This window comes from Amycolatopsis sp. A133, assembly GCF_031082405.1.
Lineage (GTDB): Bacteria > Actinomycetota > Actinomycetes > Mycobacteriales > Pseudonocardiaceae > Amycolatopsis.
This window is the reverse complement of the sequence record NZ_JAVHJU010000007.1, coordinates 314,202-335,258: the sequence shown is the minus strand read 5'-3', so window position 1 is coordinate 335,258 and position 21,057 is coordinate 314,202. Positions and strand designations below refer to the sequence as shown.

21 protein-coding genes are annotated in these 21,057 nt (G+C 70.8%); 11 read left to right on the top strand and 10 right to left on the bottom strand.

The genetic code is table 11. From position 1 onward, the window contains the following. The first annotated feature begins 5 nt into the window (after positions 1-5). The 3 genes from Q5425_RS09775 (at position 6) to Q5425_RS09765 (ending at position 2,854) form a co-directional block, all read left to right on the top strand. Complete coding sequence (locus Q5425_RS09775; protein WP_308671796.1) at positions 6-1,391, top strand: amidase; 1,386 nt, start codon at positions 6-8, stop codon at positions 1,389-1,391. A 79-nt stretch (positions 1,392-1,470) separates the two neighbouring features. Then, entirely contained in the window at positions 1,471-1,992 is a 522-nt protein-coding gene (locus Q5425_RS09770; RefSeq protein ID WP_308671795.1) for a sigma-70 family RNA polymerase sigma factor, read from the top strand. Next, positions 1,985-2,854 (top strand): CU044_5270 family protein, encoded by an 870-nt coding sequence (locus tag Q5425_RS09765; RefSeq protein ID WP_308671794.1) that lies wholly within the window; start codon positions 1,985-1,987, stop codon positions 2,852-2,854. Before Q5425_RS09770 ends, Q5425_RS09765 begins: the two co-directional genes overlap by 8 nt. Before the next feature lie 53 nt (positions 2,855-2,907). Here the strand turns inward: Q5425_RS09765 and Q5425_RS09760 are convergent, their stop codons facing one another. Together Q5425_RS09760 and Q5425_RS09755 are read right to left on the bottom strand one after the other, a co-directional pair. After that, positions 2,908-3,771 carry a CoA ester lyase gene (locus Q5425_RS09760; protein ID WP_308671793.1) on the bottom strand — a complete coding sequence of 288 codons (864 nt, stop codon included), beginning with the start codon at positions 3,769-3,771 and terminating at the stop codon, positions 2,908-2,910. Next, positions 3,768-4,838 carry a CoA ester lyase gene (locus Q5425_RS09755; RefSeq protein WP_308671792.1) on the bottom strand — a complete coding sequence of 357 codons (1,071 nt, stop codon included), beginning with the start codon at positions 4,836-4,838 and terminating at the stop codon, positions 3,768-3,770. The genes Q5425_RS09760 and Q5425_RS09755 overlap by 4 nt, the downstream gene beginning before the upstream one ends. A gap of 423 nt (positions 4,839-5,261) precedes the next feature. Between Q5425_RS09755 and Q5425_RS09750 the strand changes: the two genes are divergently transcribed. Genes Q5425_RS09750 through Q5425_RS09740 form a run of 3 tightly spaced genes read left to right on the top strand, consistent with a single transcriptional unit; the run spans position 5,262 to position 7,542 of the window. Continuing rightward, on the top strand, positions 5,262-5,915 hold the full coding sequence (locus Q5425_RS09750; protein ID WP_308671791.1) for a hypothetical protein: 654 nt from the start codon (positions 5,262-5,264) through the stop codon (positions 5,913-5,915). Between the two features lie 32 nt (positions 5,916-5,947). After that, a complete protein-coding gene (locus Q5425_RS09745) occupies positions 5,948-6,598 on the top strand; it encodes an NAD(P)H-binding protein (RefSeq protein ID WP_308671790.1) in 651 nt (216 codons plus the stop codon). Continuing rightward, positions 6,595-7,542 carry a ribose-phosphate pyrophosphokinase gene (locus Q5425_RS09740; protein ID WP_308671789.1) on the top strand — a complete coding sequence of 316 codons (948 nt, stop codon included), beginning with the start codon at positions 6,595-6,597 and terminating at the stop codon, positions 7,540-7,542. Before Q5425_RS09745 ends, Q5425_RS09740 begins: the two co-directional genes overlap by 4 nt. Before the next feature lie 8 nt (positions 7,543-7,550). Here Q5425_RS09740 and Q5425_RS09735 read toward each other — a convergent pair whose 3' ends face one another. After that, positions 7,551-8,849, bottom strand: a complete 1,299-nt coding sequence (locus Q5425_RS09735; protein ID WP_308671788.1) for a D-arabinono-1,4-lactone oxidase — start codon at positions 8,847-8,849, stop codon at positions 7,551-7,553. Between the two features lie 87 nt (positions 8,850-8,936). On the opposite strand from Q5425_RS09735, the gene Q5425_RS09730 reads away from it, so the two are divergent. Beyond that, positions 8,937-10,121: an amino acid deaminase/aldolase gene (locus Q5425_RS09730; RefSeq protein WP_308671787.1), complete on the top strand. Its 1,185-nt coding sequence runs from the start codon at positions 8,937-8,939 to the stop codon at positions 10,119-10,121. A 583-nt stretch (positions 10,122-10,704) separates the two neighbouring features. Here the strand turns inward: Q5425_RS09730 and Q5425_RS09725 are convergent. Then, positions 10,705-11,352, bottom strand: a complete 648-nt coding sequence (locus Q5425_RS09725; RefSeq protein WP_308671786.1) for a TetR family transcriptional regulator — start codon at positions 11,350-11,352, stop codon at positions 10,705-10,707. A 130-nt stretch (positions 11,353-11,482) separates the two neighbouring features. On the opposite strand from Q5425_RS09725, the gene Q5425_RS09720 reads away from it, so the two are divergent. Beyond that, a complete protein-coding gene (locus Q5425_RS09720) occupies positions 11,483-12,799 on the top strand; it encodes a GH1 family beta-glucosidase (RefSeq protein WP_308671785.1) in 1,317 nt (438 codons plus the stop codon). Further along, complete coding sequence (locus Q5425_RS09715; RefSeq protein WP_308671784.1) at positions 12,792-14,051, top strand: MFS transporter; 1,260 nt, start codon at positions 12,792-12,794, stop codon at positions 14,049-14,051. The genes Q5425_RS09720 and Q5425_RS09715 overlap by 8 nt, the downstream gene beginning before the upstream one ends. A 349-nt stretch (positions 14,052-14,400) precedes the next feature. On the opposite strand, the gene Q5425_RS09710 is transcribed toward Q5425_RS09715, so the two are convergent. Both Q5425_RS09710 and Q5425_RS09705 read right to left on the bottom strand, forming a co-directional pair. Further along, entirely contained in the window at positions 14,401-14,814 is a 414-nt protein-coding gene (locus Q5425_RS09710; RefSeq protein ID WP_308671783.1) for a hypothetical protein, read from the bottom strand. Between the two features lie 12 nt (positions 14,815-14,826). Continuing rightward, on the bottom strand, positions 14,827-15,174 hold the full coding sequence (locus Q5425_RS09705; protein ID WP_308671782.1) for a hypothetical protein: 348 nt from the start codon (positions 15,172-15,174) through the stop codon (positions 14,827-14,829). Positions 15,175-15,492: 318 nt separating this feature from the next. Between Q5425_RS09705 and Q5425_RS09700 the strand changes: the two genes are divergently transcribed. Then, a complete protein-coding gene (locus Q5425_RS09700; RefSeq protein ID WP_308671781.1) occupies positions 15,493-16,878 on the top strand; it encodes a helix-turn-helix transcriptional regulator in 1,386 nt (461 codons plus the stop codon). A 31-nt stretch (positions 16,879-16,909) separates the two neighbouring features. Continuing rightward, complete coding sequence (locus Q5425_RS09695; protein WP_308671780.1) at positions 16,910-17,797, top strand: aminoglycoside phosphotransferase family protein; 888 nt, start codon at positions 16,910-16,912, stop codon at positions 17,795-17,797. A gap of 210 nt (positions 17,798-18,007) precedes the next feature. Here Q5425_RS09695 and Q5425_RS09690 read toward each other — a convergent pair whose 3' ends face one another. The 4 genes from Q5425_RS09690 to Q5425_RS09675 form a co-directional block, all read right to left on the bottom strand. Next, entirely contained in the window at positions 18,008-19,036 is a 1,029-nt protein-coding gene (locus Q5425_RS09690) for a CopD family protein (RefSeq protein ID WP_308671779.1), read from the bottom strand. Beyond that, positions 19,036-19,584 (bottom strand): copper resistance protein CopC, encoded by a 549-nt coding sequence (locus Q5425_RS09685; protein ID WP_308671778.1) that lies wholly within the window; start codon positions 19,582-19,584, stop codon positions 19,036-19,038. Before Q5425_RS09685 ends, Q5425_RS09690 begins: the two co-directional genes overlap by 1 nt. Continuing rightward, a complete protein-coding gene (locus tag Q5425_RS09680) occupies positions 19,585-20,349 on the bottom strand; it encodes a YcnI family protein (protein WP_308671777.1) in 765 nt (254 codons plus the stop codon). 73 nt (positions 20,350-20,422) lie between these two features. Then, a complete protein-coding gene (locus Q5425_RS09675; protein ID WP_308671776.1) occupies positions 20,423-20,908 on the bottom strand; it encodes a hypothetical protein in 486 nt (161 codons plus the stop codon). Between the last annotated feature and the right edge of the window lie 149 nt (positions 20,909-21,057).

Genomic DNA, 21,057 nt, shown 5'->3' with positions numbered 1-21,057 from the left:
CGCTCATGACCGAGCTGCCTGACCTGACTGCTGTCGAGCTCGTCGCGCAGTACCGCGCGAAGACGCTCTCGCCGGTCGAGGTGACCGAAGCCGTTCTCGCCCGCATCGAAGCGCGAGAGCCGGAGCTGCACGCGTTGTACGCGTACGACCCTTCAGGCGCTCGCGACGACGCGAAGGCGTCCGAAGCACGCTGGGCGTCCGGCGAACCGCTCGGCCCGATCGACGGGGTCCCGCTCACGCTCAAGGAGAACATCGCGACCCGCGGCACGCCGGTTCCGCTGGGCACGGCGGCGACGGCGCTGACCCCGGCCACCGAGGACGCCCCGGCGGCGGCGCGGGTCCGCGAGTCCGGCGGCGTCCTGCTGGCCAAGACGACCATGCCGGACTACGGGATGCTGACGTCCGGGCTCTCGAGCTTCCACACCACGGCCCGCAACCCGTGGCAGCTCTCGGCCACGCCCGGCGGCTCCAGCGCCGGCGCGGGCGCCGCGGCCGCCGCGGGGTACGGCCCGCTGCACGTCGGCACGGACATCGGCGGTTCGATCCGGCTGCCCGCGGGCTGGTGCGGCCTCGCCGGGCTGAAGCCGAGCTTCGGGCGGGTGCCGGTCGACCCGCCGTTCCTCGGCCGCGTCGCCGGCCCGATGACCCGCACGGTCGCCGACACGGCGTTGCTGATGAGCGTGCTCTCGCGCCCGGACCCGCGTGACCACCTGTGCCTGCCGCCGTCGGACCTCGACTGGTCTTCGACGGCTTCCTCGTTGGCCGGTCTGCGCGTCGGCCTGCAGCTCGAGCCCGGCGTCGGGCTCCCGGTGGACCCGGCGATCCGGGACGCCGTCGCCGCGGCGGGCCGGGCCTTCGAAGCCGCGGGCGCGGTGGTCGAGCCGGTCGGGCCGTTCCTGACCCGCGGCATGCTCGAAGGCCTCGACGTCTTCTGGCGCACGCGCGCCTGGTCGGACCTGGTGGCGCTGCCGCCGGACCGCCGCGCGAAGGTCCTGCCCTACATCGCGGACTGGGCGGCGGGCGGCGCGGACGTGTCCGGGGTGGACGTGTACCGCGGCTTCGCCCAGATCGACGTGATGAGCGTGGCGGCCCTGCGCGCGACCTCGGCGTTCGACGTCGTCCTGTCCCCGACCTGCCCGGTCGCGGCGCCGCCGGCGGAGTGGGCGTCGCCGACGAACGACCCCGCCCGGCCGTTCGAGCACATCGCGTTCACCGTGCCGTACAACATGTCCGGCCAGCCCGCGGCGTCGCTGAACTGCGGGTACACCGACGACGGCCGTCCGATCGGCCTCCAGATCGCCGGCCGCCGCTTCGACGACCTCGGCGTCCTGCGCGCCGCCGCGGCTTACGAAGGGCTCCGGCCGCCGCAGCGCCCCTGGCCGATCGGGTAGGGAAGGAGTTCCGGACCTTCGGCGAAGTGGGGGTGAAGCTGTCGCCGACGGGAAGGAACCCCATGACAGAGGCAGGCCCATGACGGCGGCCCCGGTGCTCGGCAGCGAGCAGTTCACCGAGGTGCACGACCGCTACTTCGCGGCCGTCTACCGGTACGTCGCCGGGCGCCTCGGTGCGCAGGCCGCGGAGGACGTCGCCGCCGAGACGTTCCTCGTCGCCTTCGACCGCCGGAAGACGTTCGACGCCTCCCGAGGCGAGCTGCGTGCCTGGCTGTTCGGCATCGCGACGAACCTGATCTCCCGGCACCGCCGCAAGGAGGCGCGCCACTACCGCGCGCTCTCGCGGCTCGACCCGCGCGAGGCCGCCGAAGGACACGAAAGCCGCGTTGTCGCTTCGGTGACGGTTGCGCGGCTGGGAAAGGCGCTGTCCCAGCTGTCCGCCGGGGAGCGCGACGTTCTGCTGCTCGTCGCGCTCGGCGACCTCGGTTACGCGGAAGTGGCCGAAGCGCTCGGCATCTCCCCGGGCACGGTCGGCTCCCGCCTGAACCGCGCCCGCAAGAAGCTCACCCCCGTTCTCGCCCAGGAGGCCTCCGATGAATGACCTGCAGACCCTGCGAGCGGCGCTGGCACCTCACGAAGTACCGCAGGACGTCGTCGACCGCAGCCGGCACCGGCTGCAGAACCGGATGCTCGCGGCCCCGCGCCGCCGGGTGCGCCCGCTCGCGCTCGGTGCCGGTCTCGTGGCCGCCGCGGCCGCGGCGGCCGTCGTGGTGGCGACCCTGCCCGGCACCCAGGCGCCCGCGCCGCAGCCGCAGGCGGTGGCCCCGGTCGTGACCGGCACCCAGGTCCTGCTGGCGGCGGCCACGGTGGCCGAACACGCCCCGGCGGGCACCGGCAAGTACTGGCACATCAGGACCGCGTCGGACCACCTGGTTTACGAGAACTGGTTCAGCGCCGACGGCCACATGTGGTTCCGCGGCGAGAAGTCCGGCGGCCGGGTCATCCCGCTGGGGCTGGCCCGGCTGCAGCTGGCCGCCACCAACGTGACCTTCGAGCAGCTGCGGACCCTGCCCACCGACCCGGCGGCGCTACAGGACTGGCTCGCCGACGCGATCGCGCACAGCGGCGCCCGGACGAGCGCGGGCCCGTTCACCGCGGCGGACCGGGAGCGGGAGCTGCTGCTGTCCATGGTGTCCCTGGTGTCGAGCCTGCCCGCACCGCCGGCCGTGCGGGCGGCGGCCTTCCGTTCGATCGCGGCCTACCCCGGCGTCCGCGACCTTGGCCCCGTCCCGGGCGGCCGGGGATTCCTGCTGCCCGGGGACTACCGCCTGGTCGTCGACCCCGCGACCGCACGCATCAACCACACGTCGATGTTCGTGACGGCGGACGGCGCCATCTACGGGGGCTCCGGTCCGGAGGGCGCGGAGGTCAGTGCCGAGTGGACGGACTCCCTGCCGAAGTAAACCGCCGGACCGCGGTCGTGAGTGGTAAGGCGGGTTCTAACCCGCCTTACGACTCACGACAAGCCGCGGCAGACCTCCGCAAGCGCCAGCACCCGCCGCGCGTTGTCGACGTGCAGGTTCTCGATCATCCGGCCGTCCACCGTGACCACGCCCTTGCCGGATGCCCGGGCTTCCTCGAAGGCCTCGATGATCCGCCGCGACCGGTCGATCTCCTCTTCGGACGGTGCGAAGATCCGGTTGCACGGCTCGACCTGCGCCGGGTGGATCAGCGTTTTGCCGTCGAAGCCGTACTGCCGGCCCTGCTCGCACTCGGCCTCGAAGCCTTCGAGGTCCTTCACGTCGTTGTAGACACCGTCGAGGATGACCTTGCCGGTCGCCCGCGCGGCCAGCAGGCACAGCGAGAGCCCGCCCAGCAACGGCCCGCGGCCCGGGACGAACTCCGCGTGCAGCTCCTTGGCCAGGTCGTTCGTGCCCATCACCAGCACGGTCAGCCGCTCGGACGCCGCCGCGATCTCCTCGGCGTGCAGCATCGCGACCGGTGTCTCGACCATCGCCCAGATCTTCGTGTGGTCCGGCGCCCCGCCCAGCTCCAGCGCGCGCTCGATGTTGTGCACCTCGGCGGCGGAGTTCACCTTCGGCACGACCACCGCGGCCGGGCCGGCGGACGCGGCCGCGCGCAGGTCGGCGTCGTGCCACTCGGTGTCGAGGCCGTTGACCCGGATCGTCACCTCGCGTCCGCCGTAGTTCCCGACCGCCGCGCAAACGCGTTCGCGTGCGGCTTCCTTCGCGTCCGGCGCGACGGCGTCCTCGAGGTCGAGGATCAGCGCGTCCGCCGGAATGGTCTTGGCCTTCTCGAGCGCCCGCTCGTTGGCGCCGGGCATGTAGAGAACAGAGCGTCTCGGCTTCAGCTCGGTCATCCGAGGACCTCCTTGGTGGCGGCGTTGTAGGCGGCCGCGAGCTCGGGGTCGTCCGCCGCGAGGGCGTCGGCCAGTTCGGCGACCACGCGGCACTGCTTCACCGACGCGTCGTCCTGCATCTTCCCGTCGATCATCACCGCACCCGTGCCGTCACCCATCTCGGCGATCACCCGGCGCGCCCAGGCCACATCGGACGGCGAAGGCGAGAACACCTTCTTCGCGATGTCGATCTGCACCGGGTGCAGGCTCCACGCGCCGACGCAGCCGAGCAGGAACGCGTTGCGGAACTGGTCCTCGCACGCGACGACGTCGCGGATGTCCCCGAACGGCCCGTAGTACGGCAGGATCCCGTGCATCGCGCACGCGTCCACCATCCGCGCGACCGTGTAGTGCCAGAGGTCCTGCTGGTAGGTCGTCCGGCCCGTGGTCAGGTCGTCGCCGGTCGGGTCCGTGCGCACCAGGTAGCCGGGGTGCCCGCCGCCGACGCGGGTCGTCTTCATCCGGCGACTGGCGGCCAGGTCGGCCGGGCCGAGCGAGATGCCCTGCATGCGCGGGCTCGCGCCGGCGATCTCCTCCACATTGGCCACCCCGCTCGCCGTCTCGAGGATGGCGTGCACCAGCAGCGGCTTCGTCAGGCCGGCGCGCGCCTCGAGCTGGGCCAGCAGCCGGTCGACGTAGTGGATGTCCTGCGCGCCCTCGACCTTCGGCACCATGATCACGTCGAGCTTGTCGCCGATCTCGGTGACCAGCGTGACCAGGTCGTCGAGCACCCACGGCGAGTCCAGGCTGTTGACGCGCGTCCACAGCTGCGTCTTGCCGAAGTCGTTCGCCTTGGCGATCGCGACCAGCCCGGCGCGCGCGGCCTCCTTGCGGTCGGCGCGCACGGCGTCCTCGAGGTTCCCGAGCAGGACGTCGACCTTCTTCGCGATGTCCGGCACCTTCGCCGCCATCTTCTCGTTGCCCGGGTCGAAGAAGTGGATCATCCGGGACGGCGTCACCGGGATCTCCCGCACGGGCGCGGGCGCGCCCAGGGCGAGCGGGGCGAAGAAGTCCTTCGGGGAGCGCATCGGTCCTCCACGGCGGCGGCTAAGTGACTGGTCGGTAACTTTAGTCCCGCCCGCGCGTGGCCGCTGCGGTGCAAGTCACGGCCGAGCAGGTGACGGCGGACAACTGCAGCTCAGCGGCCCGCGTCCACTGTGGAACGCCTGCTGATTGCGCCGATCGGGCTACCCGGCTCAGGTTTGGCCAACCGTGCCCCGGGTAGTCGGCTGTAGGCGGACCGTAGTGCCACTCACCCCGCGATCACTCGGTTGGCCGCACCGTTCGACCGAAGTCCGATGACCGCCTACCGACCGGTCATCGACCGCTGGGCGCCGCCGATCGCAGCCACTCGCACTACCCGGCGACGTCGCGCCGCCGCGCTGTTAGACAAGTGAGGTGCCGGTTTCCCCCGGTCACGAAGTGGTGCAGGGTTAGAAGGAGGCGGACTCGTGGCGGCTACACCTCAGAACACCGAGCGCTCGACGGTCGCCGGTGGCGCGAAGCGCAGCCGGTCGATGCCGAGCCGCGTGGTGCCGCCGATCGAGCTCCCCGCGAGCGTCGACGAGCTCGCCCGCGTCGCGGCCGCCCAGCTGGGCTGGAACGGTGTCGTGCTCCCCGAGACCACCATCCTCGGCCGCAAGGTCTGCGTGGTCGCCAAGCTCCGTACCGACGTGCACGCCGAACGCATCGCGATGGGTGCCGGCCCGGTGGCCGACCGCGCCACCGTCGACACCTGGACCTGGCCGGAGCTGGCCGGAACCGCCCCCGCCCCGGCCGCCGAAATCGTCGGCATCCTGGCCGTCGCGCGCCACTGGCGCACCGCGATGGCCTCCGCGGTTCCGTTCGCCCGCTACGGCGAGGCCGCGATGGTTCTCCCGTCGCCGGTCGTGCTGACCGAGGACTACGTCGGCAACTGCCTGCCGCGCGCCCGCGCGTACGGCCTCGCCGTCGTGACCGCCGACCCGAACGCGGTCGTCGACCTCGACCTCGAGGGCCGCACCGAGCGCGTCGTGCTGGCCGAAGACCCGGTCTCGCGCCTGGTGAACGAGCTGGTCTACGACCACCTGCTCCGCACCGCCGAGGTTCCCGCGTCGCTCGACTGACGGGCTCGTTCCCACCGGGATAGGGTCGGCTCATGCGAGTCGTCATTGCTGGTGGACACGGTCAGATCGCGCTGCGGCTCGAGCGGTTGCTCGCGGCGCGCGGTGACGAGGCGGTCGGCATCATCCGGAACCCCGCCCACGCGGCGGACCTGGAAGCCGCCGGCGCCCAGGCCGTCGTGCTCGACCTGGAGAACTCCGATGTGGACACCGTCGCCGAGGTGCTGAAGGGCGCCGACGCCGCGGTGTTCGCCGCCGGCGCCGGGCCGGGCAGCGGCACCGCGCGCAAGGACACTGTGGACCGTGGTGCCGCGGCGCTGTTCGCCGAAGCGGCCGAGCGGGCCGGAGTCCGGCGGCACGTCCAGGTCGGCTCCATCGGTGCGGACAACCCGGAGAATCCGGACGTCACCGAGGAATTCCGGCACTACTTGCGCGCCAAGCGCGCGGCGGAGGACGACCTCAAGGCCCGCGACCTCGACTGGACGATCCTCCGGCCGGGCCAGCTGACCGACGACCCCGGCACCGGCCAGGTCCTGCTGGCCAAGCGGACCGACCGCGGCCCGATCCCGCGCGACGACGTCGCCGCCGTGCTCGCCGGCCTGCTCGAGGCGCCCGCGTCGGTGCGCCGCACCCTGACCTTGATCTCCGGTGAGACCGCGATCGGCGAAGCGATCTCCGCGCTGTGAACGACACCTCGAGAGAGATCGCCGTCTTCAGCGGCAGCGCGCACCCCGAGCTGGCCGAAGAGATCTGCAGCAACCTCGGCGTGCCGCTACGGCCGGTCGAGATCCAGCGGTTCGCCAACGACTGCCTCGAGGTGCAGCTGCAGGCGAACTGCCGCGAGCGGGACGTCTTCATCATCCAGCCGCTGGTGAAGCCGGTGCAGGAGCACCTGGTCGAGCTGCTGCTGATGCTCGACGCGGCCCGCGGCGCCTCGGCGTCCCGCATCACCGCCGTCATGCCGCACTACGCGTACGCGCGCTCGGACAAAAAGGACGCACCGCGCATCTCGATCGGCGGCCGCCTGGTCGCCGACCTGCTGGTGACCGCCGGGGCGAGCCGCGTGCTCGCGATGACCCTGCACTCACCGCAGGTCCACGGCTTCTTCAGCGTCCCGGTCGACCACCTGCACGCGCTGCAGGAGCTGGCCAAGCACTTCCGCCAGTACGATCTTTCGCGCGCCACCGTCGTCTCGCCCGACCTGGGCAACGCGAAAGAGGCGTCGCACTTCGCGCGGCTCCTCGGCGTCCAGGTCGCGGCCGGCGCGAAGGAACGCTTCCCCGACGACCGCGTCCAGATCACCTCGGTGATCGGCGAGGTCACCGGCCGGGACGTGATCGTCCTCGACGACGAGATCGCCAAGGGCAGCACGGTGCTCGAGCTGCTGGACCGGCTCGCCGAGCTGGAGCCGCGCTCGATCCGCGTCGCCTGCACGCACGGGCTGTTCGCGGCGAAGGCCATCGAGCGCATCGGCAGCCGGCCGGAGGTGCTGGAGATCGTCTGCACGAACACCGTCCCGGTGCCCGAGGAAGAACGCACCGAGAAGCTGAAGATCCTGTCGATCGCGCCGGCGATGGCCGAGGCGATCCGCCGGATCCACAACGGCGAATCGGTGTCGGCGCTCTTCTAAGCACTCTTCTAGCTGACGGAGCCGAGCACCCGATCCAGGTAGGTGTTCGTGAAGACGCCGCCCGGGTCGGTTTCCTTGCGCACCCGCAGGAAGTCGTCGAAGTGCGGGTAGCGCGAGCGGAGGACGCCGGCGTCGAGGTCGTGCATCTTGCCCCAGTGCGGGCGGCCGCCGACCGCGCCGGCGATCTTCTCGAACGCGCTGAAGTACTCGCGGTACGGCATGCCGACGAACTGGTGGATGGCGATGTAGGCGGAGTCGCGGCCCTGCGCGGTCGACAGCCAGATGTCGTCGGCGGCCGCGACCCGCACCTCGACCGGGAACATCACCGGGTCCTTCAGGGTCGGCACCACGACCCGTAGTTCGGCGAGCACGTCGAGCACTGATTCACGTGGAACAGCGTATTCCGTTTCGGTGAACCGGACGTTGCGCGCGGTGACGAAGACGCGGTGCGAGAGATCGCTGTACTCGCGGGCGGAGAGGACGTTCGACGCGAAGCTGCCGAGCGACGGGACGAGCCTCGGCATCAGCCGCCCCGTCCGGCAGAGGCCGCCGAACGCGACGTTCTCCATGATCCGGTAGTCGACGAATTCGCGGACCTTGCTCAACGGCTGGGCGTCAGCGCACCGGTTGTTGCGCTTGACCAGGGCGTTCTTGCCGTAGGGGAACCAGTAGAACTCGAAGTGGTCGTTCTGCTCGGCGAAGTCGTGGAAGCCTTCGAGCACCTGCTCCAACGGCTCCGGCCGCTCCTGCGCGCGCAGGTAGAACGCCGGCTCGCAGCGAAGAGTGACGGTGGTGATCACGCCGATCGCGCCGAGGCCGACGCGGGCCGCGGCGAAGAGGTCGGGCTTTTCGCCGGCCGAGCAGGTGACGATCGAGCCGTCCGGGAGAGCCAGTTCGAGCGCGACCACCTGGGTGGCGAGCCCGCCGAGCTGGGCACCGGTGCCGTGGGTGCCGGTGGAAATCGCGCCGGCGATGGTCTGCGCGTCGATGTCGCCGAGGTTGGTCATGGCCAGCCCGAGTGCGTCGAGCGCGGCGTTGAGCTCGCGGATCGTCGTGCCCGAGCGGACGGTGACTTGCCCGGTTTTAAAGTCCGCACGCTCGATGCCGGTCCAGCGGCGCAGATCGATCGCGTCGGAATCGGCCACGGCGATCGCGGTGAAGGAATGCCCGCTGCCCCAGGGGCGCACGGTCCGGCCGGCCGCGGCGATCCGCTCGACGGTCGCCGCGATCTCGGCCGCGTCGCGCGGCTGGTGCACGTGTTGCGGCGAGGCGGACGCCGTGCCCGCCCAGTTGGTCCACCGGGTCATGCGCGCGCACCCTTCGTCGGTCGAGTGCCCGAAACAGTAAGTGAATAGTATTCGCGTTTCAAGCCTTCGTGTCGTACTTTAGACCTCGTGACCAGTGCGACGGTGTACGACTTGGCGACCAAGGACCTCGATCCACCCTTGGCCATGGTCGACTTGGCGGCGTTCGACGCGAACGCCGGCGACCTCCGGCGCCGCGCGTCGGGCAAGCCGATCCGCGTGGTCAGCAAGTCGGTGCGCTGCCGCGCGCTGCTGGAGCGGGTGCTCGCGATGCCGGGCTTCGAGGGCTTGATGTGCTACTCGCTCGCCGAAGCGATCTGGCACGTCGAGCAGGGCACGACCGATGACATCGTCGTCGCCTACCCGACGGCCGACCACGAAGCCCTCCGCCGCCTGGCTGCCTCGGACGAGGCCCGCGCGTCGATCGCGATCATGGTGGATTCGCCCGCGCACCTCGACCTGGTGGACGCCGCACTCGGCCACGGCCACCCGGAGATCCGGGTGTGCCTGGAACTGGACGCCTCCTGGCGGCCGCTGCCGGGAATCCACGTCGGCACCCGGCGTTCGCCGGTGTTCACCCCGAAGCAGGCGTCGACGTTCGCCCGCCGGATCGCCGACCGGCCGGGCTTCCGCCTGGTGGGCGTGATGGCGTACGAAGGCCAGATCGCCGGCCTCGGCGACGCGGCAGGCCGTCGCTTGAACCGGGCCGTGGTGGGTTGGATGCAACGCCGATCGGCGGCCGAGCTGGCCCGTCGCCGCGGCGAAGCGGTCCGCGCGGTCCAGGCGGTGACGCCCCTGGAGTTCGTCAACGGCGGCGGCACGGGCAGCATCGAGTCCACGGGCGCGGACGCGGTGGTCACGGAGATAGCGGCGGGATCGGGCCTGATCGGCCCCACGCTCTTCGACGGCTACACGAAGTTCAAGCCCCGCCCGGCGGCGCTGTTCGCGTTGCCGGTGGTCCGCCGCCCCACCCGCAAGATCGCGACGCTCTTCTCGGGCGGCTACATCGCTTCGGGGCCGGCGGGCGCTTCGCGGGTCCCGCAGCCGTACTTGCCGACGGGCTTGAAACTGCTGGGCTTCGAAGGCGCGGGCGAGGTCCAGACCCCGGTGACGGGCCGAGCGGCCCGAACCCTGAACCTGGGCGACCGCGTGTGGCTGCGGCACGCCAAGGCGGGCGAGCTGGCGGAGCGGTTCACCCACTACCACCTGGTCCTGGGCGACCGGGTGGAGCGAACGGTCCCGACGTACCGGGGCGAGCACCAGAACTTCGGCTGAGTTCGCCGCCTTCGGGGTCCGCCGCGCCTGGAAGGAAGCCGCGCATGGGCTAGGCCGACCGCTTTCATCGCCGCGAATGACTCATTCGGGACCTCGGAGGTCCCCAATGACTCATTCGCGACACTTGGCTCGCGGGAAGTTCGCTTCGGTCCTGGACGTGAGGCTCGGGGGCCGGAGGCGGTCGCCGCCTTGGGGGCCAACGTGGGGCTGCCGAGCTTGCTCCCCGAAATCACCGTCCGCCCCGCCCCGAACGCGGCCCGCTCCGCCCGACGCGGCCTGCCCAGGTAGCGGCCTGCCCCGGAAGTGGCCCGCTCCGCCCGACGCGGCCTGCCCCGGAGTTGCCCAGCCCGCCTGGCCCCGGAAGTGGCTCACCCCACCGGCCTCGAACGCGGCCCGCCCGCCTGCGCGGCCTGCCCTAGTTGCGGCCCGCGCTGGAAATGGCCCACCCCGCCCGGCCCCGAACGCGGCCCACCCTCCCAGGGGGAACCCCCACTTCCAGTCTATCGGCCCCCACCGACAACCGGCCCCAAAACCACCGGGTTGTCCACAGCTGTGCATACCTGTGGACAACTTCTGTGGACAGTTACGACCGCTCCCCGAACCGAGCCGCCAAATACCCCTTCACCACGTACTTGGCCTCGGCGACGATCTTCTCGTCGCCGCTCGGTTCCTTCCGGAAGGCCAGCTTCAGCAGCGCGTCGGCCACCTCGTTCGCGATGGTGATCGCGAACCGCAGGTCCTCCACCGGCCGATCCACCTGGGTTGCCACCAGGTCCGTCAGGGAATCGACGATCACCGCGTTGTTGTCGCGCGTCTCGTCCAGCAGCTGGCGGTCGATGATGTCGCCGAAGTGGACCTTCGAAAATCCCGGGACCGTGCGGTGCATCTCCAGGTAGATGTCGAGGATCGAGTCCACGACGTCCCACCAGTGCTCCGGTCCGAGCTGCTTCAGGCGCTCGTTCACCGCGCCCACGAACCTCTCGAGGTTCCGGGCCGTAAGCGCTTGCACGACCGCGCGCTTGTCGGGGAAGAACTGGTACAGCGAACCCACGGCGACGCCCGCTCGTTTGGCGATCAACGTCGTCGTCAATGCGTCGTAACCGAGCTCGTCGATCAACGCCGCGCTCGCGTCGAGCATCTGCTCGACCCGCTTCGCGCTGCGTTGCTGGACCGGCTGGCGGCGTAAGGGGGTGGCTTCCGCCGGCACCTTCGCGGCCTGGATGTCGGACACGGCGCTCCTCCTCGTCTGATCTGGGACTTTATCGTGCCGACGGGCTTCCCCACGGACGAGTGAAGACCTAGTATATGAGAACTTTTCATGTTCACCCGTACGGGTGGCCTGACGAAGGGGTCAGCAGCCGGTGCAGAACCCGATCTTCCCGCCCGACTTCCTCTGGGGTGTTTCGACATCGGCGTTCCAGATCGAAGGCGCCACCAGCGAAGGTGGCCGCGGACCGTCCATCTGGGACACATTCTCCGCGACCGAGGGCAAGATCGCCCGCGGTGAACGAGCCGACGTAGCCGCCGACCACTACCACCGCTACCCCGAAGACATCGCCCTCATGGCGGAGCTCGGCGTCGGCGCCTACCGGATGTCCATCGCGTGGCCCCGCATCCAGCCCGACGGCAAGGGCGCGCCCAACCCCGAAGGGCTCGGGTTCTACGACAAGCTGATCGACGCCGTTTGCGAAGCGGGCATCGCCCCCGCCGTCACGCTTTACCACTGGGACACCCCGCAGGCCGTCGAAGACGAGGGCGGCTGGCTCTCCCGGGCTACCGCTGAGCGCTTCGCCGAGTACGCCCGGATCATCGGAGATCGCTTCGCCGATCGGGTGAAACTGTGGATTCCGCTCAACGAGCCCATGGTCATGTCCATCTTCGGGTACGGGATCGGGGAGTACGCGCCCGGCCGGACGCTCCTGCTCGACGCCATCCCGACCGCGCACCACCAGAACCTCGCGCACGGCCTCGCCGTCCAGGCCCTCCGCGCGGCCGGCGCCACGAACATCGGCACCGCCAACAACCACTCGCCCATCTGGCCCGCCGACGACGACGCCCAGGATGCGGCGGACTACCTGGACGCCCTGCTCAACCGGCTCTACGCCGACCCCATGCTGCTCGGCAGCTACCCCGAGGAACTCCACGCGCACCTCCCCGCCGGGTTCGCCGACGACCTGCCGGCCATCGCGCAGCCCCTCGACTTCTACGGCATCAACTACTACGAGCCGCAAGGTGTCGCCCAACCCGGCCCGGGCAATCCGCTGCCCTTCGAGCTGCGCCCGGTCGAGGGTTACCCGATGACGACCAACGACTCGCCGATCGTCCCGCACGCCCTGCGTGAGCTGCTGCTCGGCTTCCACCGCCGTTACCAGGACAAGCTGCCGCCGATCCAGATCACCGAAAACGGCTGCAGCTTCGCCGACGAAGTCGCCGAAGACGGCGGTGTCCACGACCCCGAACGCATCGACTTCCTGCACAGCCACCTGGTCGCGGTGCGCGAGGCGATGGACGCCGGCGTCGACGTGCGTGGTTACTTCTGCTGGTCCCTGATGGACAATTTCGAGTGGTCCAAGGGCTACGCGCCGCGCTTCGGCCTGGTGCACGTCGACTACGAGACCCTGCGGCGGACGCCGAAGGACTCGTTCCACTGGTACCGGAAGCTGGTGCGGAATGAGTGAAACGACCCAAGCCGTCCCGGAGGCGCTCGCCGAGCCCGTCGTACGGGTGCGCCCCGGCTGGATGAGCCTGCTGTTCTTCGCGAACATCGCGCTCTGGCTGGGCGTCTACGCGCCGATCCAGGTTTTGCTGCCGCAGCAGGCCGAGCTGCTCGACAAGGTGAACAAGGAGTTCGTGCTCGGGCTGGTGATGGGCGTCGGCGCGCTCGTCGCGCTGGTCGTCAACCCGGCGGTCGGGCTGCTGTCGGACCGGACGTGCTCGCGGTTCGGCCGCCGCCACCCGTGGACGGTGATCGGTGCGGCCGTCGGCGCCGTCGGGCTGCTGACGCTCGCGTTCGCGCCGAACGTCGCGCTGATGATCACCGGCTGGTGCCTGGTCCAGGCCGGGCTCAACGGCATGCTCGCCACCCTGATGTCCGCCATCGCCGACCGCGTCCCGGTCGGGCAGCGCGCGCAGGTCGGCGGCCTGGTCGGCATCGCGCAGATGCTCGGCACCGTGCTCGGCGCGGTTGTGGTCGTCGTCATGCTCGGCATCGCCGGGTTGCCGCTGGCCTACGCGGCCTGCGCCGGGATCGTGGTGATCGGAGCCGCGTTCTTCGTCCTGCGGACGCCGGACGCGCGCCTGCCGGCCGAGTTCCGGCCGTCGTCGCAAGCCGGCGAAGTCATCCGCAACCTGTGGGTCTCGCCGCGCCGGTTCCCGGACTTCGCGTGGGCGTGGTCGTGCCACTTCATGATCAACCTCGGCAACGCGTTCGGGACGCTCTACCTGCTGTTCTTCCTCAAGGACGCGGTGCACTACCCGGATCCGGACACCGGCCTGCTCATCATGATGGCGTTGTACGGCGTCGCGCTCGTGGTCGGCGCGCTGCTCGCGGGCCACTTCTCCGACCGGTCCGGACGGCGCAAGCCGTACGTCCTCGTGGCTTCCGGCGTGATGGCCCTGGCCGCTTTGCTGCTGGTGATCTGGCAGAGCTGGCCGGTAGCCCTCGCGGCGTCCCCGCTGCTCGGCGTCGGGTTCGGGGCGTACATGGCGGTCGCGCTGGCGATGCTGACGCAGGTGCTCCCGACGGCGCAGGACCGCGCGAAGGACCTCGGCGTCATCAACATCGCGAACTCGCTGCCGCAGGTGGTCGCCCCGCTGGTGACGCCGCTGGTACTCACGTACCTCGGCGGATATCCGGGCCTGTTCGCGGCTTCGGCGGTCGCGACGCTCCTGGCCGCGGTGCTGGTGCTGCGTGTGAAGGCGGTCCGCTAGCCCCCCGAGGTGGCCTTGGGGCGGACGTGGAACCGCGGGCCGGTGCCGGTCGGGGGAGGGGAGTGCAACGGCACCGGCCCGCGGAATTCGAGGGCCGCTCAAGGCGGGCGAAAGCAGGACCAGACCCGTGGTCCACTGCTGTCTTTCGATGATCAATCTAGCGGGGGATTACCGCCTGGGCTAGGCCTAACGCGGATTTTTTTCGATTAATCGCGGTGGGGACCGGGGTGGTGGCCGAGGACTGGTTCGCGCTGCTCGGGGGTGCGGGCGAAACAGTCCTCGGCCGTGGCGAGTGCAGGTGCGGGTCCGATGGGGCGATCGGTCGGCCCGCGCTCGCCGGTCTATGGGGTCAGGCCGTGACCGCTCGGCGCGGATTCACCAGCGCGTGGCGACCGGTGGTCTCGGCCGGGGTGGGCGGTGCGGGGTGCGCCGCGACCGGGCTCTTGCGGCGGCCCTGCAGCCGGCTGTCCGCCGAGGACTGCTGCGGGGCCAGCCCGCCGGCCACCAGGTGTTCGTGGGCGACCCGCCAGACCGAGCACGGCGCCTTGCAGCGGTGCCACCGGGTCGAACAGGTCGGGCAGTCACCGCGCTCGTCGGGCTCGTGCATCTTCAGCATCGCGCGCCACGCCTCGGTCAACCGGGGCAGTTCGGAGCGCGCGACCGAGACGAGCGACTGGGCGTCGGCGCGGTTCGCCAGGTCGGTCAGCATGTCGAGGCGCTCCCAGACCGCATTGCGGAGGACCTGCCCGAGTACCTGATCCATGTCAGCTCACCGTTACCTTTCCGCCATCTTGGCGGCTTCGTTGAGCGCGGCGCGCAGCTGGCCGAGCTGGCCGGACGTCAGCCGCGCGGTCTCGCCGGGAGGCGAGACCAGTACCACCTGGTTGTCTTCGACGAACACCGTCACCGCACGTTCCCGGCTGATCAGGTCGCCGCACTGCACCCGCCACACGAGCTGACCGCCCTCGTAGTGGCGGACGCTCGCGGTGCGCGGGTCCACCGCGGCGGCGGGGGTGACGGGGCGGACGGCGGAGACCGGGGAGGCCGGGGAGACCATTGCCGGCCGCACGGCACGGGTGGCCGTGCCGGCATGTCCCCCTGCGAACGAGTCCACGAACTCCACGCCCTTCTCCGCTCTGTCGAAAGTCTCCGAAGATGCCTTCTGCAACATCGCTTTGTCACAACGCTGCGGTTTTCGTAGCTCTCCGTGATCGCTACCGGTGTGCGGCCGGTGACGGAGATCTGACAACTACAGTGAGGTGAAACCGAGTGCGATAGAAGGTGGAACCGACGTCATAGCGGTGACTGGACTCGGTTCCACGGTAAGCGGTCAGCGGACTTCGCCCGGACCGATCAGGGCGTCAGTCCGGCTGTTCACACGGTTCCGCAGGTTTGCCTACGCTGATTAACAGACGCCCGACCGGACAGTGGAGGGGGCGCGATGGACGCCAGTAACGGTGGCAGTGCCGAAGCCCGGCAGAGCCACGCAGTTCCCGCTGACGCGTGGGAGCAGCCGGAGATGAGAACGGCTCTCGCGTCGCGCGAGATCAGCGCCGTCTACCGGCTCCTGCGCAAGCACGGTGTCTCGCAGCGCCAGATCGCCGCGATGACCGGCCAGTCCCAGTCCGAGGTGTCGGAGATCCTCAAGGGTCGCCAGGTCATGGCCTACGACGTGCTCACGCGGATCGCCGACGGCCTGGGTGTCCCACGTGGATACATGGGCCTCGCCTACGACGAGGCCACGGCGATACGCGTCGTCGGCTCCGCCGACGGCCAGCAGGCTGAGGAGGACGAGTCCGTGAAGCGACGGAGGTTCCTCGCGCACGCTGCCCAGGTCACGATGGGTGCGGCGGTGTTCGGTCCGGAGTCGGGCACCTGGTCGGCCGGGCCGGCGCGGACGCCGGCGCCCGGGCGCATCGGCATGACCGACGTGCGCCAGGTGGAAGCCGCGACGCGGGCGCTGCGGGCGCTGGACTACCAGTACGGCGGCGGGTTCTGCCGCGACGCCGTCGTGGCGCAGCTGTCCTGGGGACAGCAGATGCTCGAGGCCCACGGCACCGACCTGGTGAAGAACCGCCTGTACGTCGCGCTCGCCGACCTCCACTCGCTGGCCGGCTGGACCTCCTTCGACACCGGGCTGATGGACTCCGCCCGCGGTCACTTCGCCAACGCGCTGGACCTGGCCAAGCAGGGCGAAAACCACCCGCTGGTGGCCAACGTGCTCTACCGCATGGGCCGCGTCTACCTGCACCAGGACGCCCCGAACGACGCGCTGAAGCTGTTCCAGCTGGGTCAGATCGCCGCTCAGGAAAGCGGTTCCGAACTGGCCGTCTCCGTGCTGTGCGCGAACGAAGCGTGGGCCTACGCGATGATGGGCAACGAAGAGCAGGCGGTGAAGCTGCTCGGCCGGAGCAAGGACGAGTTCGAGCGCGCCAACCTGGCCGAAGCCGAGTCGTGGGTCAAGTTCTTCAACGAGACCGACGTCTACGCCATGGTCGGCACCGTCCACACGGTCCTCGCGCAGAAGAACGCCGAGCACACCAAGTACGCGATTCCCGCGCTGACCAGGGCCGTCGAGTCCTACGACGACGAAATGGCCCGCTCCAAGACGTTCATGCTGAGCGCGCTCGCCACCAACCACCTGCTCGACGGCGACCTCGACCACGGCGCCAAGGTCGGCGGCAAGGCCATCGACTGCGCCGAGGGCATCAAGTCCGAGCGGGTCAAGGACCGGATGCGGCCTCTGCAGGAAGAGGCCGAGCGCCGCCGCAACAACGCCGACGCCCGTGACCTCGCCGACCGCCTCCACGCTTTCTACGCCGCATAACGCCGGGGAGGCTGGGAGCACCGGGACCGCCTTGTCCGGCCGGTTCACCTCGGAAAAACTGCGCGGCGTGCTGGCCGGGACCTGCGCGCTGCTGGGGCTCGACCCGGCGGGCGCGCGGCTGCTGCGGTTCACCAACAACGCGGTGTACGCGCTGGTCACGGCGCCTTTTGTGGTGCGGATCGTCGGCTCGACGCAGCTGCGGCACCGCGTCGGCACCGTCGTGCGCGTAGCCCGGCACTTCGAAGCCCACGGCGTCCCCGCGATCCGGCTCTTCGGCGACGTCGAGCAGCCCCTGGAGGTCGGCGGGCACCTGGTGACCGTGTGGCACCAGGTGCCGAGCATCGGCCGCCCGGCGACGTCGATCGACCTGGCCCGGCTGCTGCGCCAGGTGCACGCCCTTCCCCCGCCGCCCGGCCTCGCCGAGTGGGCGCCGTTCGCCGCGGTGCGGGCCAGGGTGTCCGACGCCGAGGAGCTCGGCGACGCCGACCGGGAATTCCTGCTCGACCGTTGCGCCGAGCTCGAAGCCGCTCTGGCGGGACTGGAGTTTCCGCTGCCCAGGGGCCTCGTCCACGGCGACGCCTACCCCGGCAACGTCATCCCCGGCCCGGACGGCCCGGTGCTCTGCGACTTCGATTCGTCGTGCGTCGGCCCGCCGGAATGGGACCTGACACCGCTGGCGGTCGGCCGCGAGCGGTTCGGCGATCCGCCGGTGCGCTACCGGACGTTCGCCGCAGCGTACGGCTTCGACGTCACGTCGTGGCCCGGCTTCGCCGTGCTCCGCGGCATCCGCGAGCTGAAACTGACGACCAGCGTGCTCCCGATCCTGCGCAGCCGGCCCCAGGTGCGGCCGGAGCTGCACCGGCGGCTGGACGACCTCCGCAACGGCCGGACCGACACTCGGTGGACGCGTTACCGTTGATCGTGATCTGTCACTTGGTGTGATCGACACCACAACTTGCACGTGCATTCGCCGATTGCAAATGACCGTTCGTCGCATCCAAAAGGCGGTCCGCTCTGGGTAGAAAGTTCAGCCCGACGGGTCACCCCCAATGGATCACCAGTCATCCCAATGCGCAAGTTGCAGCTACTCGCGGTGACGTTGGAGCGGGTGCTACCTGCGGGGACGACGTCAGGAGGCGACGACCGGCGCCCGTGTCAGCACGACGGCGAACCCGAAAGCCAGTCCCATGACGGTCAGCTCGAGCGTGGCCCACGCGGCGAGCGCCGTGCGGTCGTGCCGGGCGATCCGCGGCATCAGCCGCCAGCGCACGTTCGCGCCGAGCAGCGCGATGACGCCGGTGCACCCGGTCTTCAGGATGAGCAGCTGCCCGTACGGCGTTGTGAAGATCGCCGTCCAGAACCCGATGGTGGGGTTGAGCGAGACCTCGATCAGCCCGTTGAACAGCCCGGTCGCCGCGGAGATGACCAGGCAGAGCGTCGCGAGCTTCGAGAACCGCGGCAGCGCGTGCGCCAGCAGCGTCCGGTTCGCCACGAGGAGCACGGTCATCGCGCCGAGGCCGCCGGTCCAGGCGACGGCGCTCATCACGTGCAGCTCCATCGAGATCATCGTGTAGTCGTGGTAGTTCCAGTTCGACGCGTGCCCGGTGACCGGGAGCGGCAGCAGCGCGAACAGACCGAGCCCGACGCGGACCTCGGCGGGCACCTTCTCGCCGAAGCGCAGCGCCAGCGCGCCGATCCCGGCGTGGACGAGGGCGAGCACGGCGACGATCACGAGCGCCTTGCCCGCGCCGACGTCGGCGATGTACCGGCCGATGTCGGACGGCGAGAGCGTCGACGAGCCCGGCTTGTACTCCGCGGTCTGCAGGATCAGCGCGACGACCGCGGCCGTGGCCCAGACGAGCGCGGCCGCGACGCCGGCCGGGCGGGCCAGCCGCATCACCGGCTCGGTCAGCTTCGGCCGGTCGTAGCCGACGAGCACGGACAGCAGCGCGAGCCCGATCGTGGTGACCGCGGCGAGGTCGAGCAGGACCCGGACGACCGGGATCCCGGCCGAGACCACCGCGCTGGGTTCCACGACACCGGGCACCGGGGTGGTGGACATGAGCGCGACGCCGATCAGGGCGCCGAGCAAGCCCGCCGTCACGACGCAGAGCAGCGTCGAATAGCGGGGTTTCGCGGTGGTCTCGGCCTGGGTCATCAGTTCTTCTCTTCGATCTTGCCGCCGGAGCGCAGCGCGACGGTCAGCCCGATCGCCAGCAGCACGACCGCGCCGGCGATCCAGACCCAGATCGGCACGCCGGTGGACGACGACTGGGGAGCTGCCTGCGCGGCCCCGCCCGGCGACCTGGCGGCGTCGACGGTCGCCGGCGTGCCGGTGCCCGCGGTGGTCAGGGTGAAGGTGAGCTCACCGGTCACCGGGTGGCCGTCCGCGGACAGCACCCGGTAGCCGAGGGTGTACTTGCCGGCCGGTCCGAGCGGCCGCAGGGGCGCGGTGAGGACGTTGTTCACCACGGTGATCGGTCCTTCGGCCCACTGGCCGCCGCCGGGCCCGGTCACCGCGATCTGGTTGACGTCCGCGCCCTGCACGTACTGGTCGAAGGTCAGGCTGATCTTCGCCGGGCCGGTGGCGACGGACGAGCCGTTCGCCGGGTCCGAAGAGATCAGCACGTTGTGCGCCAGCGCCGGGGTGGCCGTGCCGAGCACGGCCACCCCGGTCAACGCCAGCGCGACGAGCGCCTTGCGCATCTAGCTGTTGCCTCCCGACTTGGCCGTGGCCTTGCGGGCCCGGATGGTCGCGCCGGCCCCGACGCCGAGGCCGATGGCGCCGACGAGCAGGCCGGCCCCGCCGAGCCAGCGGGCCGTGCTGTCCGACGTGTTCGCTGCGGTCGCGGTGGCCTGCTCGCCGTTGGTCGACGCCGTGTTCGCCATGCTGCCGTGCGCGTCGCCGTCCTTGGCCTTCTCGGCCAGCTTGACGACCGGGGCCGGGTGCTCCGGCTCCTCGCCGCCCGCCGGGGTCGGCTGGTTCCAGTCGACGACCTTGCCGTCGCTGTAGGTCTGGTGGGCCGGGAACTCGACCTGGTCCACATTGGTCGGCAGGGGCCCGAAGCTGACCGAGAACTCCTGGTAGTCGACGGCCTTGAGCTCGCTGCCCGGCTGCGCGGTCCAGGTCACCGCGGTGACGGCTTCGGTGATCTGCGTGCCGTTGTCCTTGGTGATCGGCGTGGGCAGCTTGGACTTGGTCACCTGGGCGGTCCAGCCGGGCACCGGCTTGGTCCGCACCGAGCCGATGCCGTAGTCCGCCTTGAAGTCGACGGCGACCTTCGTGGTGGTGACGGGGTCCTTCTCCTCGCTCGGCACGCGGAAGACGACGGCCGCGTACCCGCCCTTCGTGGGCTGCGGGCCGTAGACGTTGGCCGTGACGTGCGCGGACGCGAGGCCCGCGCCGAGGAGACCGGCGGCACCGACGGTGGCGGCCAGGAAACCGGCGCGCTTGAAGACGTGCTGGGACATGGGTTCACTCCTGATGAACTCAAGAAGGGGACGGCGAACCCGGGGGTTCGCCGGTGCGGGGACGAGCTGGGGTTCAGGAGTGAACGGGCGGGCCGCGCCGCCCGCGGATCCGGCGCAGGTCGACGCCGACGAGGTGGTCCGGACCGCTCACGCGGGCCGGGACGAGCGCGGGCGCCGCGGACGGCACCGGCAGCGGTGTGAGCAGCCGCGGCAGGATCGCGCGCAGCACGGCCAGCACCGTGAGGAGCATCGAATCCGCGCGGGCGAGCAGGAGCGCGGTGAGCACGGTCGCGATGGTGTGCGCGGCGATCATGCCGAGCCCGGTGCGGCCGGGCATCGTGTACATGTCGTGGTGGCCGGCGAGCGTGGTGAGCAGCAGGTGCATCACCAGCTGGGCGGCACCCAGCAGGACGATCGTGGCGACCGGTCCGCGCGCCTTGCGGGCGAGCGCGGCCGCGGTCCAGCCGAACAGGCCGGTGAGCAGCAGCGTCATCGCCGGATCCGGCAGCCCGCCGTCGGCGAGCCGGTGCGCGGTGACGGAAAGTGCGCCGGCGCTCACGGCAAGTAATACTCCGCGGGTAGCGCCGAGCACTGCGGGACGCCGTGCCGGATCGCTCACGAAGAGCAGCCTAAGGGACCCGCTCCGCCGCGAACGTGTGATCCCGTGAACTGAGCACACACCGAGTTCACGTCCCACGCCACGCCGTG

What these genes read in the sequence shown, in the direction of transcription:
- Q5425_RS09735 (WP_308671788.1), bottom strand. Translation starts at nt 8,849, where the DNA reads ATGACCCGGTGGACCAACTGGGCGGGCACGGCGTCCGCCTCGCCGCAA.
- Q5425_RS09775 (WP_308671796.1), top strand. Translation starts at nt 6, where the DNA reads ATGACCGAGCTGCCTGACCTGACTGCTGTCGAGCTCGTCGCGCAGTAC.
- Q5425_RS09690 (WP_308671779.1), bottom strand. Translation starts at nt 19,036, where the DNA reads ATGACCCAGGCCGAGACCACCGCGAAACCCCGCTATTCGACGCTGCTC.
- Q5425_RS09765 (WP_308671794.1), top strand. Translation starts at nt 1,985, where the DNA reads ATGAATGACCTGCAGACCCTGCGAGCGGCGCTGGCACCTCACGAAGTA.
- Q5425_RS09770 (WP_308671795.1), top strand. Translation starts at nt 1,471, where the DNA reads ATGACGGCGGCCCCGGTGCTCGGCAGCGAGCAGTTCACCGAGGTGCAC.
- Q5425_RS09680 (WP_308671777.1), bottom strand. Translation starts at nt 20,349, where the DNA reads ATGTCCCAGCACGTCTTCAAGCGCGCCGGTTTCCTGGCCGCCACCGTC.
- Q5425_RS09700 (WP_308671781.1), top strand. Translation starts at nt 15,493, where the DNA reads ATGGACGCCAGTAACGGTGGCAGTGCCGAAGCCCGGCAGAGCCACGCA.
- Q5425_RS09755 (WP_308671792.1), bottom strand. Translation starts at nt 4,838, where the DNA reads ATGCGCTCCCCGAAGGACTTCTTCGCCCCGCTCGCCCTGGGCGCGCCC.
- Q5425_RS09715 (WP_308671784.1), top strand. Translation starts at nt 12,792, where the DNA reads ATGAGTGAAACGACCCAAGCCGTCCCGGAGGCGCTCGCCGAGCCCGTC.
- Q5425_RS09745 (WP_308671790.1), top strand. Translation starts at nt 5,948, where the DNA reads ATGCGAGTCGTCATTGCTGGTGGACACGGTCAGATCGCGCTGCGGCTC.
- Q5425_RS09760 (WP_308671793.1), bottom strand. Translation starts at nt 3,771, where the DNA reads ATGACCGAGCTGAAGCCGAGACGCTCTGTTCTCTACATGCCCGGCGCC.
- Q5425_RS09685 (WP_308671778.1), bottom strand. Translation starts at nt 19,584, where the DNA reads ATGCGCAAGGCGCTCGTCGCGCTGGCGTTGACCGGGGTGGCCGTGCTC.
- Q5425_RS09710 (WP_308671783.1), bottom strand. Translation starts at nt 14,814, where the DNA reads ATGGATCAGGTACTCGGGCAGGTCCTCCGCAATGCGGTCTGGGAGCGC.